Source organism: Streptomyces sp. NPDC088157, from assembly GCF_044741545.1.
Classification (GTDB): Bacteria; Actinomycetota; Actinomycetes; order Streptomycetales; family Streptomycetaceae; genus Streptomyces.
Window position 1 is genome coordinate 139,829 of the sequence record NZ_JBIUSU010000004.1, and the last position, 15,031, is coordinate 154,859.

Below are 15,031 nucleotides of genomic sequence, written 5' to 3' on the forward strand. Positions count from 1 at the left end.
CCCAAGCATCGGACACAGCCTCAGCGGCCCGCTGCCCGTCGGTCCCGCCCGCGTCGACACCTGCCCGCGGCCCGCTCGCGACCGCACCCACCCCGTACGTCGGCTCCCGCTCACGCCAGCCTCTGCCCGGCGGTCTCGTGCCTGTCCGTTCCCGGCGGTCTCGTGCCTGTCCGTTCCGTCCGTGCGCGCCCGGCGGTCTCGTGCCTGTCCGTTCCGTCCGTGCCAGCCCGACTGTCCCGTACCACCCGTGGTACATCGGGCGCCCAGGCGGCTCCCGCTCGGCCCCGGCCGCGCCCGTCGGTGACCCGTCCACGCCCGTCGGACACCCGCATGCAGGCCCGTGTCCGCCCTCTGTGATACTGGCGCGGTGCCGTCGACTCCCCAGCTACCGGGCCTGGTTCCCCCGGATCCCGTGACGCCCGACGCGCCGAACGCGATAGCGCGCCCCCTTCTCACTCAGTCCTGGCTCGACCTCGCGTTCCTCCACTGGGCCGCGGACCCGGCCGACGTGGCCGGGTTGCTGCCGCCGGGGACCGTCCCCGACACCCTGGACGGCGTGACCTACGTCGGTCTGGTGGCGTTCCGGATGCACCGCGTCGGCTGGTTCCGGCTCCCGGGCGTTCCCTACCTGGGGTCCTTCCCGGAGACGAACGTCCGTCTCTACTCGGTCGACGCGCACGGCCGGCGGGGCGTGGTCTTCCGGTCGCTCGACGCCTCCCGCCTGCTGCCGGTGGCCGTGGCCCGGATCGGCTTCCGGTTGCCCTACGTGTGGTCCCGCATGGCGATCGACACCGAGGCCGACACCGTCACGTACACCAGCCGCCGTCGGTGGCCCGGACCGCGTGGTGCCCGCAGCCGGCTCACCGTGCGGGTGGGCGAACGGATCGGGGAACCCACCGCGCTGGAACACTTCCTGACCGCGCGCTGGGGTATGCACAGCGCTTTCTTCGGCCGGCCGATGTACCTGCCCAACACCCACCCGCGCTGGCCGCTGCACCGCGCGGAACTCGTGGAGTGCGAGGAGGACCTGGTGGCGGCGGCCGGTCTGGCGGCGCCGGTGGGGGCACCGGTGAGCGTCCTGTACTCGCCGGGCGTCCCGGTCCGCTTCGACCGCCCCGCCCGCCCGAACCGCCCGGCCGGCATCCCGACCCCCTGACTGCCCCTGACCACTGGCTCCGTGGGTTCACTGCCGAGCCCGTGCGCCCCGGATCGGACGAACGTCACCGACACGGCGCCGAGTCCGCCGAAGCGCGCCTCGACGTGCCGTGCCCTCCGCGCGTCGCGAAACGGCCGCGCCGCCTGTGCGTGAACGGCTGTGGGGCCGCGCCGCCCGTGCGTGCCGGGCCGGCCGTGTCGTCCGCGCGTTGCGAAACGGCCGCGCCGCCTGTGCGTGAACGGCCGCGCGGCCGCGCCGCCCGTGCGTGCCGGACTACCGGTTCGGCGCTTCCAGGCCCGTCCCGGGGGTCGGCTCGGGGTTGAACACCGGGTGGTAGCTCTCCGGCGGTGCGAGATAGGCGGCGGCCGGCAGCCCGCCGGTGTCGATGACGATCTGGTCCACCGCGATCGACGGGTCGACCATGAACACCCGCAGGACATGCTCGCCGGGCTCCGTGACGGTCACGGTCGCGGTCAGCTTCTCCACGCCCTCCTCCACGTTGCGGGCCCAGGCGTCACCGCGGTTGCCGGTGGCGACGGCCTGCCCCGACAGGACGGTGGGCGGCTGGTCGTCGAGTGCGAGCGCCAGCCGTCGCGCGCCACGCTCGTCGAGCGAGGGCAGCCGGAAGACGGTCACGGGGAAGGAACCCGTGCTGCTGAACCGCACCCGGTACCTCAACTCCGGTGCGCGGGCGGCGAAGTCGGTGGTGACCGGGGACGCGGTGGACGGTACGGCCTCCACGGCGGCGGTGCCGCGGCCGAGCCCGCGCACAGTCCGCCAGCGGGCCCGGCCGCGCGCCACCCGGCGCTCGGTGTGCACGGCGTCGATCGAGACGTAGCCGTTGGCCTCGACGAACCCCCGGGCACGACGGCGCGCCCGGTCCTGGTCGTCGACCACCTTCAGGGGCACCTCGAAACGCTGGGTGCCACTCGTGAAGGAGACCGTCACCTCGTGCGTGCCCTCGGGTACCCGCGCCCAGTCGATCTCGATCCACACCCGGGTCTGCTCGGTGAGGGTGCCGCCCGTGGAGCTCAGGCGGATCCATGGGCGGTCGGCCTCAGCGGCCCAAGCGAACGCGAGAAAACCGGTGTTGAAGACGTCGACGAAGCGCCGGTCCCGGGTGGCGGAGGCGAAGGACAGCGGTCGTTGCGCGCCGACCTCGTTCCCCTCGGCGGCGATCCCCAGTCCCGAGGCCTCCTGCCGGGTGACCCTGGTGACGGCCGGGCGGCCCGGGGCCTTCGGGATCTGCGAGGGATAGGGGTTGATGTAGCCGTCCCACTTCCCGCCCGCCACCTCGGTGTTGTACCGCTTGGTGAGCGCCGCCTCCTGGGTGTGCGCCGCCTCGGCGAGGTCCGCGAAGCGGTTGGTTCCGGCGCCGCGGCCCTGACGGACCGCGAGGGCGTTGCGGTCCGCCCAGTAGTACTTGAGGTTCATCAAGTACGCGCCGTGCACGGGGTACTGGACGAGCTCGTAGTAGGCGTCCAGGTAGGCCGCGGGGAGTTCGGCCCCCAGTGCCACGGTCCGCTCCAGCAGCCTGTCGTACGCGGCCATCCGGCGTCCCGCCTCGTCTCCGTGGTGCACCACGGAGAAGATGTTCCGGTCGATGAACTCCGGGCGCCGCTCCGCCGCGAGCCGGTAGTACTCGGTGCGGATGGAGGCGATCTCCTGGGCGTGGCGGAGCCCGAACTGCCGTCCGTACCAGTGGGCGAGAAATCCCCCGACGTCGTCGGCGTGCCACCGGTCCACGTCCCAGGCCATGTCCATGGAGAACGACAGGCCGGTCTCGATCGACTTGAGGTCGCCGACGTTGAAGATCCACATCCGGTCGACGCCGTGCTCGTACACGCGGCGCAACTCCTGCCAGACCTTGGACAGTTGTGTGGTGTCCAGCCACAGATAACTGCGCGGGCGGCCCCAGTAGGAGAGGTGGTAGTAGATCCCGTTGCCGCCGGAACGGGCGCGTTCCGCCTCGTTCGGCAGCTGGCGCATGTTGCCGTGGTTGTCGTCCGGCCAGATCAGCGTGACGTCGTCGGGGACCTGGACGCCCGCGTTGTACAGGTCCAGGACCTCCTTGTACGGGATGAAGATCTGCGGCTCGGCCGCCACCCCGACCTCCTCGGCCAGGATCCGGCGCTGGTCGGCGATGATGTCGTTCATCACCACCACCTTCTCCGGGATCGTGGTCGCGTACTTCGTCTCGAGCGCGCTGTCGTGCAGGCCTCGCATGCCGATCGTCCAACTGCTCTCGTAGGCCGCGTTCTCCCGGGCCCGGGCTCTCCAGTAGTCCGAGATGACGGCGGGGTTCACCGTGTAGTCGTACACCGGCAGGCCGCCGTCGGCGCCCCGGTGCTCCTCGGCCCACGGCTCCCACTCGTGGACGCCGTTGCGCAGCAGGGCCTCGGGATGACTGGAGCCGACGACGATGCCGTAGTGGTCGGCGAGTTCGGGGTTCTCCCGGTACTTGTTGAAGAAGTCGGAGTACGGATGCATGGCCGGCCACAGGTAGTTGGCCTTGAGGCGCAGCAGCAGCTCGAAGAGGCGCCGGTAGGTCTCGGGGCCGATGTTCTTGTCCGTCTCCTGGGTACGGTGCGACCAAGTGGTCAGATTCTGCTCGTCGTTGATGAAGACACCCCGGTAGCGGACCGACGGTTCGAGCCGTTCGAAGGGGCCCGCGGGCACGGTGACGGTGTCCCGCGGTTCCACCGGTACGTCGGCCCACCAGTGCCAGGGCGAGACGCCGATGCGTTCCGAGGTGTCGTAGATCCCGTAGACCGTGCCGCGTCGGTCACTGCCCGCGATCACCAGGGCGCGGTCCACGCCGGGTGCCGGGCGCTCGACGACCTGGGTCACCGAAGCCTCCCAGCGGCCTCGCACCCGCCCGACGTCCAGCCGTCCCCGCGCGACGAGCCGGTCGATGACCGGGCTCGCGCCGAGGGTGCCCACGAGGACCAGCGCCTTGGACCGTTGCGGCAGGGTATGCCGTAGGACGGGCCGTGTCCCGCCGACCCGCTCCACGTCGGCCCCGAGGTCGCCGGCCGCGCGGATCACGGCGGGGTCGTCGGCCGCGTCCACGAACACGTCGACCGCGACGCCGTCCCGTACGAGGTCGAGGCCGGGGCGCGCGGCGGCCGCCGACGCGGCGTACGCGGCCGCCGGGAGCGCCGCGGGCAGCAGCGGGGCCAGTCCGGCGGCCGTCACGCCACGCAGGAACGCCTTTCGGCTCCAAGGCTGCGAGGGCTCCTGGGGTGCGGTGGTCGGCATCGACGCTCCTGACTGGGCAGTGACATCCATGGAAGTGGCATGACCATGCTAGAAAGCGCTTTCCCTCGGCACCCTAGATCAGCGCCGACGGCGGCGTCCATATCCGTGCAGGGGCCGCCGCGCGAGAGTCCCTCGCCGCTCGTGGGGCGGGCGCCCGGGTGCGGCCCTGTGGCCTTGTGGCCTTGTGACCCTGTCGCCCTGTCGCCCTGCCGACGTCGGCCCGTGCCCCCGCGGCCTTTCGTCAGTAGGCTCGCGGGCATGCGGATCTCCGTTTCCTCGGACATGGACGAACCAGTGGCCCGCGCTCTTGTCGCCGAGCTGCGTGGGCGCGGGCACGACGTGGTGCCGTACGGCGCGCTGCGGCCCGGCGACGATCCACAGTGGGCGGTGTGCTCGGAGGCGGCGGCCCGGGACGTGGCCGACGGGACCTCCGCCCAGGCGGTGGTGTGCTGCTGGACCGGTACCGGCGCGTCGATCGCCGCGAACAAGGTGGCCGGTGTCCGGGCCGCCCTGTGCGCCGACTCCTACACCGCCGACGGCGCCCGCCGCTGGAACGACGCCAACGTCCTCGCCCTCAGCCTGCGTCTGACCTCCGAACCACTGCTCAAGGAGATCCTCGACGCCTGGTTCGCCGCCGAGGCCGGCGGGGACGCCGAGGACCGGCGGAACGTGGCCCATGTCGACAGCCTCGACGCCGGCCGGGCGCGCCCGGGTACCTAGGGTCATGCCCGGGTGCGGGTCCCTGGGGTCATGCCCGGGTGCCGGTCCCCGGGGTCATGCCCGGGTCCCCAGGTCGATGCCGGAATCCTGGGGTCATGCCCGGGTCCCCAGGTCGATGCCGGATCCCTGGGGTCATGCCCAGGGTCCCTGGACACGCGCCCCTCGTATGGACGGCTTCGCTCCTCCGTATGGGTCGCTCGGCCCTACCGGGTACCCGGCGCCGGGGGAGGGTGGGGAGGTACGGACCGGCACCCACCTCCGAGCGACCCGATCCGGAAGGGAACCCGAGATGTCCGTCGACCCGCAAGCGACGTCCGCCCGGCTCAGCGACGACGAGCTCAGGACGCTGCACGCCCACTGGCGCGCCGCGAACTACCTGTCCGTCGGGCAGATCTACCTCATGGCCAACCCGCTGCTCACCGAGCCGCTGCGGCCGGAGCACGTGAAGCCCAGGCTGCTGGGCCACTGGGGGACCTCTCCCGGGCTGAACCTCGTGTACACCCACCTCAACCGTGTCATCCGCGAGCGTGATCTGAACGCCCTGTGCGTCTGGGGCCCCGGCCACGGCGGCCCCGCGGTCGTCGCCAACTCGTGGCTGGAGGGCTCCTACACCGAGACGTATCCGGACGTCACTCGCGACGCGGCCGGTATGGCCCGGCTGTTCCGGCAGTTCTCCTTCCCCGGCGGCATCCCCAGCCACGTCGCTCCGGAGACGCCCGGCTCGATCCACGAGGGCGGCGAACTCGGCTACTCCCTCGCGCACGCCTACGGCGCGGCGTTCGACAACCCGGACCTCCTCGTCGCCTGCGTGATCGGCGACGGCGAGGCCGAGACCGGGCCGCTGGCCGCCTCCTGGCACTCCAACAAGTTCCTCGACCCGGTCCACGACGGAGCGGTCCTGCCCATCCTGCACCTGAACGGGTACAAGATCGCCAACCCCGCGGTGCTGGCCCGGATCCCCGAGCCCGAGCTCGACGAGCTGCTGCGCGGCTACGGCCACGACCCGATCCATGTCACGGGCGACGAACCCAACGCCGTCCACCGCGCGATGGCGCAGGCCATGGACACCGCGCTGGACCGCATCGCCGCCCTCCAGCGCGCCGCCCGCGAAGAGGGCTCCGGCGAGCGCCCGCGCTGGCCGGTGATCGTGCTGCGCACACCGAAGGGCTGGACCGGCCCCGCCCACGTCGACCGGCTGCCCGTCGAGGGCACCTGGCGCTCGCACCAGGTGCCGCTGTCCGCCGTCCGCGACAACCCCGAACACCTGCGCCAGCTGGAGGCCTGGCTGCGCTCCTACCGGCCCGAGGAACTCTTCGACGCACACGGCGGGCCCCGCCTGGACGTTCTCGCCTGGATCCCCGACGGCGCCCGCCGCCTCGGCTCCACCCCGCACGCCAACGGCGGGCTGCTGCTGCGCGAACTGCCCGTGCCAGAACCGGAGTCGCACGCCGTCACGGTCGACAAGCCCGGCACCACCCGGCACGAACCCACGGGTGTGCTGGGCGGGTTGCTCGAGGAGGTCATGCGGAGCACCGCCGACCGGCGGGACTTCCGTCTCGTGGGCCCCGACGAGACCGCGTCCAACCGTCTCCAGGCCGTCTACGGCGCGAGCGGCAAGGCCTGGCAGGCGCAGACCCTCCAGGTGGACGAGAACCTCGACCGGCACGGCCGGGTGATGGAGATTCTCTCCGAACACACCTGCCAGGGCTGGCTGGAGGGATATCTGCTGACGGGCCGTCATGGCCTGTTCTCCTGTTACGAGGCGTTCGCGCACATCGTCGACTCGATGGTCAACCAGCACATCAAGTGGCTGCGCGTCACCCGGAGGCTGCCCTGGCGCGCGCCCGTCGCCTCCCTCAACTACCTGCTCACGTCCCACGTCTGGCGCCAGGACCACAACGGCTTCTCCCACCAGGACCCCGGCTTCGTCGACCACATCCTCAACAAGAGCCCCGAAGCCGTACGGGTCTATCTGCCGCCGGACGCCAACACCCTGCTGTCGGTGGCCGACCACGCGCTGCGCAGCCGCGACTACGTCAATGTGATCGTGGCCGGGAAGCAGCCCTGTTTCGACTGGCTGACCATGGAACAGGCGCGCGCCCACTGCGCGCGGGGCGCCGGCGTCTGGGACTGGGCCGGCACCGAGGACGGCACCCGCGAACCCGACGTGGTGCTCGGCTGCGCGGGTGACGTTCCCACCGAGGAGGTGCTGGCCGCCGCCCAGCTGCTGCGCCGCGACCTGCCCGACCTCGCCGTCCGGGTCGTCAACGTCGTCGACATCGCCCGCCTCCTGCCCAGTGGCGAACACCCGCACGGCATGGGCGACTTCGAGTACGACGGACTCTTCACCACCGACAAACCGGTCGTCTTCGCCTACCACGGCTACCCCTGGCTGATCCACCGGCTCGCCTACCGCCGCACCGGCCACAGGAACCTGCATGTGCGCGGCTACAAGGAGATCGGCACCACGACGACACCGTTCGACATGGTCGTCCGCAACGACCTCGACCGCTACCGCCTCGTCATGGACGTCATCGACCGCGTCCCCGGCCTCGCCGTGCGCGCCGCCGCCGTACGCCAGCGGATGGAGGACGCGCGACTGCGCCACCACGACTGGATCCGCACCCACGGCACCGACCTTCCCGAGGTCACCGACTGGGTCTGGGACGGCTGAGACGGCAGCTCACCCGCTACCGGGCGGGGCGCACGGACCGGGGCGGACGGCGCAGAGGAAGGGGCGGCGGGCAGGCCGTCGTGCGCCCTGGTGAGGCGTCCCGCCGGGTGCTTACAGTGGTCGGCCGGCCCTGCACGCGGATCCGGCGGGGCGAGTCCCACCCCGTGGTCACCAGTCGTCCTCGCCGCCTGCCCGGCATGGCCGCGCACCGGAGCGGCTTTCGGGGCGACGGGCGCGACGACCACCCGCGCGACAGGCACCATCCGTGACACCGCTCGGGCCGTGTGTGGGCTGCCCGCGGTACGAGCGCGCGTCGAGAGCCACTGGAGGCCGTTGTGTCCCGACCGTGCATCGCCCTGATCGCCGACCCCACCTCGCCGGAAGGCTGCCGTGAGTACCTCGCCGACGCCGTGGAACTGCTCACCGGCGCACCGCCCGTCCGGATCGACTCCCGGCACTTCGCGACCGGCGGAACCGGCCGGGGCGTCCGCGACGGCGGCCGGTTACGGCTCCAGGTGCCCGAGGAGCAGCTGGACTTCGTGCCCGACGTCGTCCTGCTCTACGAGATCCCGCCGCACCACCGGCGGGCCCTCGCCGGCTTCCAGGAGCTCCTGGAGAGCCACGACGTGGTGACCCTCGCCGCCGGCCCCGACGCCTGGCGGACCGCGACCGAGAAGAACCTCACCGTCGAACGCTTCGTGCGGGACGGTGTCGCGCAGATGGAGACCGCCGTGCTGTCGCGGCCCTCCCCGCGGGAGGCGGCCGAGACGTTCGACCGGCTCGGGCGCGACACCTGGGCCCGGCCCGTCGTCGGCACCGGCGGCAACGACACCTTCCATGTCACCACCCCGGCCCAACTGGAGGAGGCCGTCGCCTACTACGCGGGGCGCGGCACCGACTGGCTCCTCTCCCGCGACGCGGGCAACATCACCGCCGACGGCCTGCGTCACCAGTTCCGCGTCTTCGTCCTGGGCGACCGTGTCGTGCACGCCCGCGAGCACCTCCAGCCCGCGACCGACACCCCCTGCAACACCTGCCAGGGCGCCACCGCCGTCCACCTCGCCCCGTCGGAGCTGCAGCCCCGGCTCGCCGAACTCGCCGTCGCGGCCACCGCGTCGGTCGGGCTGCCCTTCGCCGGTGTCGACCTGGCCGCGGAGAACGGCGGGGTCGTCTTCGAGGTCAACGTCCAGCCCGCCTTCGTGGACGGCGAACTCGAACTCCGGGCGGTCGCCGTGCCGTACGTCCAGGCGCACCTGGACGCCTTCGCGCCGGCGTTCGGCGCCCCGCCCCGGGGGCTCACAGCTTCAGCGTGAACCAGGTCGTCTTGCCCTCGTCCGTCGGCCGCACCCCCCAGTCGGCGGCGAGGGCACGGACCAGGATCAGGCCGCGGCCCGACTCCTCGTCCTCCACCGCCAGCCGCGGCTGGGGAAACTGCGGGCTGCGGTCGCTGACCTCGACCGTGAGATCGGTGGCCGTGCGGTGCAGATGCACGCCGACCGGGCCCTCCGAGTGCTGGACGGCGTTCGTCAGCGTCTCCGACAGCAGCAGGAGCGCGTCGTCGGCACTGTTCGTACAGTTCCAGGAGGTCAGCGCCTTGTGCAGAAAGGCGCGCCCCTCCGGCACGGACGCCGGGGTGGCCGGGAAGTGGGTGGTCACGGCGGCCAGCGGCGCGGCCGGCAGCTGCGCGAGCAGCAGCGTGACGTCGTCGTTGTGGCCCTCGGCGTCCGGCAGCAGGCCCGCGAGGACATGGTCCGCCGCCGCCTCCAGACACGGGGTGCCGATGAACAACTCACCCAGCAGCCCGGTCAGTTCGCCGATGCGTACCTCGATGTCGCTGCCCGGCGTCTCGATCAGTCCGTCCGTGTAGAGCACCAGCGTGGCACCCGGCGGTATCTCCGAACTGGACTCCTCGTACAGGATGTCGCCCACGCCGAGCGGAGCGTTGACCGGACACGGCAGGGGGCTGATGCCCTCGCCCACCCCGGCCACCAGGACCGGCAGATGTCCCGCGGAACACACCGTCACCGTACCCGTGTCCGGGGCGATCACGAGGTAGCAACAGGTGACGAGCTGGTCGGGTACGTCGAGGTCGGCGACGCAGGTGTCCAGCGCCCGCATCAGCTGCCGCGGCTGCATACCGGTCTTGGCCAGCGCATGCGCGGCCGACCTCAACTGGCCCATCACGGCGGCCGCTTCCAGCCCACGGCCCATGACATCGCCTATCAGCACGCCCACCCGGTCGGCGCCCAGCGGGATCAGGTCGAACCAGTCACCGCCCACCCCGGCGCCCTGGGTGGCCGGCCGGTAGCGGCTCGCGGTGGCCAGTCCCGGCAGGGCGGGCGGGGTGCCCATCAGACTGCGCTGGAGGGTCAGGGCGATGTGCCGCTGCTGTTCGTACAGGACCGTGAGCTCGGCCTCCGCGCGCTTGCGGTCGCTGATGTCCCGCACGATCGCGCAGGTGCCGACCACGGTGCCGTGCGTGTCGCGGGTCGGCCACAACGTGACGTCCACGTCCAGCAGTTCCCCGGCACTGGTCAGCCGCAGTGTCTCGTAGTGCTCGACCTTCTCGGCGTGTCGCAGTCGCTCGAGCAGCTCGCGCACCTCGCCCCGCAGCTCCGGCGGCGCCAGCATCGACACATGCCGGCCGATGGCCTCCTCGGCCGTGTACCCGTACAGGCGCTGCGCGGCCGCGTTCCAGTAGGTGATGTACCCGTCCAGGGTCTTGGCGAGGATCGCGTCCTGCGACGACTCCACGAGTGCGGCGAGCTCGTTGATGCGCGCCTCGGCCGCCTTGCGGTCGCTGACGTCGCGCACGGCCGCCGACACCAGCAGACCGTCCGAGGTCTCCAGGGGGCTGAGGCTGATCTCGACGGGGAACTCCGTGCCGTCCTTGCGCAGCCCGTGCAGTTCGAGTCCGGCGCCCATCGGACGCACCTGGCGGTTGGTCGTGTAGCCGCTGCGGTGCGCCGTGTGCTGGCCGTGGAACCGGTGCGGGATCAGCAACTCGACCGGACGGCCGAGCAGTTCCTCGCGGCCGTGCCCGAACAGGGCCTCGGTCTGGGCGTTGACGAGTCGGATGGTGCCCGTGTCGTCGACGATGACCATGGCGTCCGGCGCGGCCTCCAGCAGCCCCCGGAAGCGTTCCTCGGCCCCGCCGACCGCGTCCTCGGGCGGGGACGCTCCGCAGCCGCACCGTTTCTGCTGGACCTTTTGTCGGACCTTCTGTTGGGCCTTCGGCTTCACGCTCTGCTTCACGCTCCGCTTCGCGGTGCCTGTTCCCGCTCCTGCCCCCGCCCCCGCCCCAGCCCCCGCCCCCGCGTGCCGCGCCGGTTCCGCCCGCATCACGTCGGCCATCTTCCACCTCATCCCGCACGACGAATCAAGTCATCTCAGCGCCTCCGGCCCGCTCGCACTCCGCGTTGTCGTTTACTGTCCGCGGCCTGTCCGAACCTGAACGCGACAAACCGATCAGGATTCGAGAAGCGCCGACCTGGTGGTCACGACTAGCGTTGCGTCGGTCAGAACGAGCCAGGCGACGCCGAGGCCCGCGAAGGCGGTCCGCGCGACAGATGGAGAGACGATGAGCATGGCCAAGAGCACGGACACGCCGCCTGCGCAGCACGTTGCCGACAGTCACGACCTGATCCGCGTGCACGGCGCGCGGGAGAACAACCTCAAGGACGTCAGCATCGAGATCCCGAAGCGCCGCCTGACGGTGTTCACCGGCGTCTCCGGCTCGGGCAAGAGCTCGCTGGTGTTCGACACGATCGCCGCGGAGTCGCAGCGGCTGATCAACGAGACCTACAGCGCCTTCGTGCAGGGCTTCATGCCGACGCTGGCACGGCCCGAGGTCGACGTGCTCGAAGGACTGACCACCGCGATCATCGTCGACCAGCAGCGGATGGGCGCCGACCCCCGCTCCACCGTCGGCACCGCCACCGACGCCAACGCGATGCTGCGCATCCTCTTCAGCAGGCTCGGGCAGCCGCACATCGGCCCGCCCACCGCGTATTCGTTCAACACCGCCACGGTCCGGGCGAGCGGCGGGATCACCGTCGAGCGCGGTGCGAAGAAGACGGTGAAGGCCACCTACTCCCGTACCGGCGGCATGTGCGTGCGCTGCGAGGGCCGCGGCACGGTCTCCGACATCGACCTCACCCAGCTCTACGACGACAGCAAGTCGCTCAACGAGGGCGCGCTCACCATCCCCGGCTACACCATGGACGGCTGGTACGGCCGCATCTTCGGCGGGTGCGGCTTCTTCGACCCGGACAAGCCGATCAGCAGGTTCACCAAGAAGGAACTGCACGACCTCCTGCACAAGGAGCCGACGAAGATCAAGGTCGACGGCATCAACCTCACCTACGAGGGCCTGATCCCGAAGATCCAGAAGTCGATGCTGGCCAAGGACATCGACGCGCTCCAGCCGCACATCCGGGCGTTCGTGGAGCGGGCGATGACGTTCACCGTCTGCCCCGAGTGCGACGGCACCCGGCTCAGCGAGGGTGCCCGGTCGTCGAAGATCGAGAAGATCAGCATCGCCGACGCCTGCGCGATGCAGATCAGCGACCTGGCCGACTGGGTCCGCGGTCTCGCCGAGCCGTCGGTGGCGCCGCTGATCGGCGCGCTCCAGCACACCCTCGAGTCGTTCGTGGAGATCGGCCTCGGCTATCTCTCGCTCGACCGGCCGTCGGGCACACTGTCCGGCGGTGAGGCGCAACGCGTGAAGATGATCCGCCACCTCGGCTCCTCGCTCACCGACGTCACCTACGTCTTCGACGAGCCCACCACGGGCCTGCACCCGCACGACATCAGCCGGATGAACGATCTGCTGCTGCGCCTGCGGGACAAGGGCAACACGGTGCTGGTCGTGGAGCACAAGCCGCAGACCATCGCGATCGCCGACCATGTCGTCGACCTCGGCCCCGGGGCCGGCACCGCGGGCGGGTCCGTCTGCTTCGAGGGCACCGTCGAGGGGCTGCGGGCCGGCGACACCATCACCGGCCGCCATCTCGACGACCGGGCGACCGTCAAGGAGGCGGTGCGCAAGCCCACCGGCGCGCTGGAGATCCGTGGCGCGACGGCGCACAACCTGCGGAACGTCGACGTGGACGTCCCGCTCGGGGTGCTGACCGTCGTCACCGGTGTCGCGGGCTCCGGCAAGAGCTCGCTGGTGCACGGTTCGATCCCGGCCGGCGAGGGCGTGGTCTCGGTCGACCAGGGCGCGATCCGCGGCTCCCGGCGCAGCAACCCGGCGACGTACACCGGACTGCTCGACCCGATCCGCAAGGCGTTCGCGAAGGTCAACGGCGTGAAACCGGCACTGTTCAGCGCCAACTCCGAGGGCGCCTGCCCGACCTGCAACGGCGCGGGCGTCGTCTACACCGACCTGGCGATGATGGCGGGCGTGGCCACCACCTGCGAGGAGTGCGAGGGGAGGCGGTACCAGGCCGCGGTCCTCGAGTACCACCTCGGCGGCCGTGACATCAGCGAGGTGCTCGCGATGTCGGTGACCGAGGCCGAGGAGTTCTTCGGCGCCGGCGAGGCGAGCACGCCGGCCGCGCACCGCATCCTGGGCCGGCTCTCCGACGTCGGGCTCGGCTATCTCAGCCTCGGCCAGCCGCTCACCACGCTGTCCGGCGGCGAGCGGCAGCGGCTGAAGCTGGCCACCCACATGGGGGAGAAGGGCGGTGTCTACGTCCTCGACGAGCCGACCACCGGCCTGCACCTCGCCGACGTGGAGCAACTGCTGGGCCTGCTCGACCGGCTCGTCGACGCCGGCAAGTCGGTCATCGTCGTCGAGCACCACCCGGCGGTGATGGCGCACGCCGACTGGATCATCGACCTCGGCCCCGGCGCGGGCCACGACGGCGGCCTGATCGTCTTCGAGGGCACACCCGCCGACCTGGTCGCCGCCCGCTCCACCCTCACCGGTGAACACCTCGCGGACTACGTCGGCGCCTGAGCGAGGCGGTCCGGAGAGCGAGGCAGCCCGAAGCGGCGGGGGGGGGGGGGGGGGCCGGGGGGGGGCGCCCCCCCCCCCCCCCCCCGACTCCTCCCGTATGGCCCGGTGCCGACGCCGACCAGGGCCGGTCGGCTTCGCCCTGCCGCGCCGGTCCGGCTCAGTGGGAGCCCAGTCCGCCCCCGCCGAAGGAGCCGCTGCTGCCGCGGCTCCAGCGTGGCCGTTTCTGGTCCGTGCTGGACCGGGTCTGCATATTGGTCAGCTCGTACGGGGTCAGGGGGCGGCCGCCCTTCGCCATCCGGGGCACCTCGTCGGGTTCCCGGTTCTCCCGGATCTCGTGCACCGCGCCGCCCGGCGGCAGGTGTGGCTGTTCCTCGGGGCGCGGCCGGGCCGGCTCGCGCGACTTCACACGCGTGCCCAGCCAGAAGCTGCCGCCCAGCACGGCCACGAGGACCATCCCGACGACGAACATTCCGAGACTGAGCAGACCGCTCGCGGCGGCCAATTGCAGGCTTGCGGTGTTCATATCATCTCAATACCCCACCAATAGTCCGTGAACCTGCCATTCCGGGCCCGCTACTTTCCGTCCGCGGCTCCTCGCGCGCGGCGAGCGATGCCGCCCCCGGCCCGGTTCCACGGGTTTCGTGCCGCCTCGACCGGCTACCCGTCAGGCGTGACTTCGACGACATCCCAGACGTACCAGACATCGCAACAGGATCTCTTCCGGTTCCTGGAGGACCGCTTCGCATGCGCCCAGGCATGCACGGAGTGTGCGCGAGCCTGTGCGCTGCGCGCGAGCCTCGTGGAGCCGGGCGGGACCGAAGAGCAGGAACTGCTGCGCCGCAAGGGCATCATGTGCGCGGAAGTGTGCGACGCGACCTGCCGCGTCCTGTCCGAGGACAACCGCCTGGACGAGGCCGGCATCCGGGCCCAGCTCGAATGGTGCCGGACCGTCTGCCTGGAGTGCGCGCACGTCTTCGACAAGCACCCCGGAGCCGCGGAGGGCGCCGCCGCCTGCCGCGCCTGTGCGGAGGCCTGCACGGAATTCATGGCGACGCTGGCCTGAGGCGGCCGCGTCGACCGGCTCGTACGCGTCCCGCGTCGACCGGCTCGTACGCGTCCCGCGGCGACCGGCTCGTACGCGTCGCGCGTCGACCGGCTCGTACGCGTCCCGCGTCGACCGGACGGCCTGCGTCCCGCGCCGGCCGCTCGGAACGCCGTCCGGCGAATAAGGTCCCCGGCATTCCCAATTTCTGCA

Annotated in this window: 9 protein-coding genes; 6 read left to right on the forward strand and 3 right to left on the reverse strand. The window is 71.7% G+C overall.

Annotation, left to right across the window (positions count from 1 at the left end; genetic code table 11):
* Window positions 1–367 precede the first annotated feature (367 nt).
* Window positions 368–1,156, forward strand: coding sequence for a YqjF family protein (locus ACIPFH_RS16520; protein WP_401827171.1), 789 nt, complete (start codon window positions 368–370; stop codon window positions 1,154–1,156).
* Window positions 1,157–1,429: 273 nt separating this feature from the next.
* On the opposite strand, the gene ACIPFH_RS16525 is transcribed toward ACIPFH_RS16520, so the two are convergent.
* On the reverse strand, window positions 1,430–4,417 hold the full coding sequence (locus ACIPFH_RS16525; RefSeq protein ID WP_401827172.1) for a glycosyl hydrolase 115 family protein: 2,988 nt from the start codon (window positions 4,415–4,417) through the stop codon (window positions 1,430–1,432).
* A 258-nt stretch (window positions 4,418–4,675) separates the two neighbouring features.
* Here ACIPFH_RS16525 and ACIPFH_RS16530 point away from each other — a divergent pair, with 258 nt between their 5' ends.
* The 3 genes from ACIPFH_RS16530 to ACIPFH_RS16540 all read left to right on the forward strand — a co-directional run bounded on the left by ACIPFH_RS16530 (window position 4,676) and on the right by ACIPFH_RS16540 (window position 9,124).
* Complete coding sequence (locus ACIPFH_RS16530; protein ID WP_401827173.1) at window positions 4,676–5,137, forward strand: RpiB/LacA/LacB family sugar-phosphate isomerase; 462 nt, start codon at window positions 4,676–4,678, stop codon at window positions 5,135–5,137.
* 289 nt (window positions 5,138–5,426) lie between these two features.
* Complete coding sequence (locus ACIPFH_RS16535) at window positions 5,427–7,811, forward strand: phosphoketolase (protein WP_401827174.1); 2,385 nt, start codon at window positions 5,427–5,429, stop codon at window positions 7,809–7,811.
* A gap of 335 nt (window positions 7,812–8,146) precedes the next feature.
* On the forward strand, window positions 8,147–9,124 hold the full coding sequence (locus ACIPFH_RS16540; protein WP_401827175.1) for a RimK family alpha-L-glutamate ligase: 978 nt from the start codon (window positions 8,147–8,149) through the stop codon (window positions 9,122–9,124).
* Here the strand turns inward: ACIPFH_RS16540 and ACIPFH_RS16545 are convergent.
* Window positions 9,108–11,066 carry a PAS domain S-box protein gene (locus tag ACIPFH_RS16545; RefSeq protein WP_401827176.1) on the reverse strand — a complete coding sequence of 653 codons (1,959 nt, stop codon included), beginning with the start codon at window positions 11,064–11,066 and terminating at the stop codon, window positions 9,108–9,110. The two genes, ACIPFH_RS16540 and ACIPFH_RS16545, sit on opposite strands and share 17 nt — an antisense overlap.
* Window positions 11,067–11,391: 325 nt before the next feature.
* On the opposite strand from ACIPFH_RS16545, the gene ACIPFH_RS16550 reads away from it, so the two are divergent.
* Entirely contained in the window at window positions 11,392–13,776 is a 2,385-nt protein-coding gene (locus tag ACIPFH_RS16550; RefSeq protein ID WP_401827177.1) for an ATP-binding cassette domain-containing protein, read from the forward strand.
* A gap of 157 nt (window positions 13,777–13,933) precedes the next feature.
* Here the strand turns inward: ACIPFH_RS16550 and ACIPFH_RS16555 are convergent, their stop codons facing one another.
* Entirely contained in the window at window positions 13,934–14,299 is a 366-nt protein-coding gene (locus tag ACIPFH_RS16555) for a DUF6479 family protein (RefSeq protein WP_356253802.1), read from the reverse strand.
* Window positions 14,300–14,446: 147 nt separating this feature from the next.
* Here ACIPFH_RS16555 and ACIPFH_RS16560 point away from each other — a divergent pair, with 147 nt between their 5' ends.
* The gene (locus ACIPFH_RS16560; protein WP_401827178.1) at window positions 14,447–14,839 is read left to right on the forward strand and encodes a ferredoxin; all 393 of its coding nucleotides are present in this window, start codon (window positions 14,447–14,449) and stop codon (window positions 14,837–14,839) included.
* Window positions 14,840–15,031 lie beyond the last annotated feature (192 nt).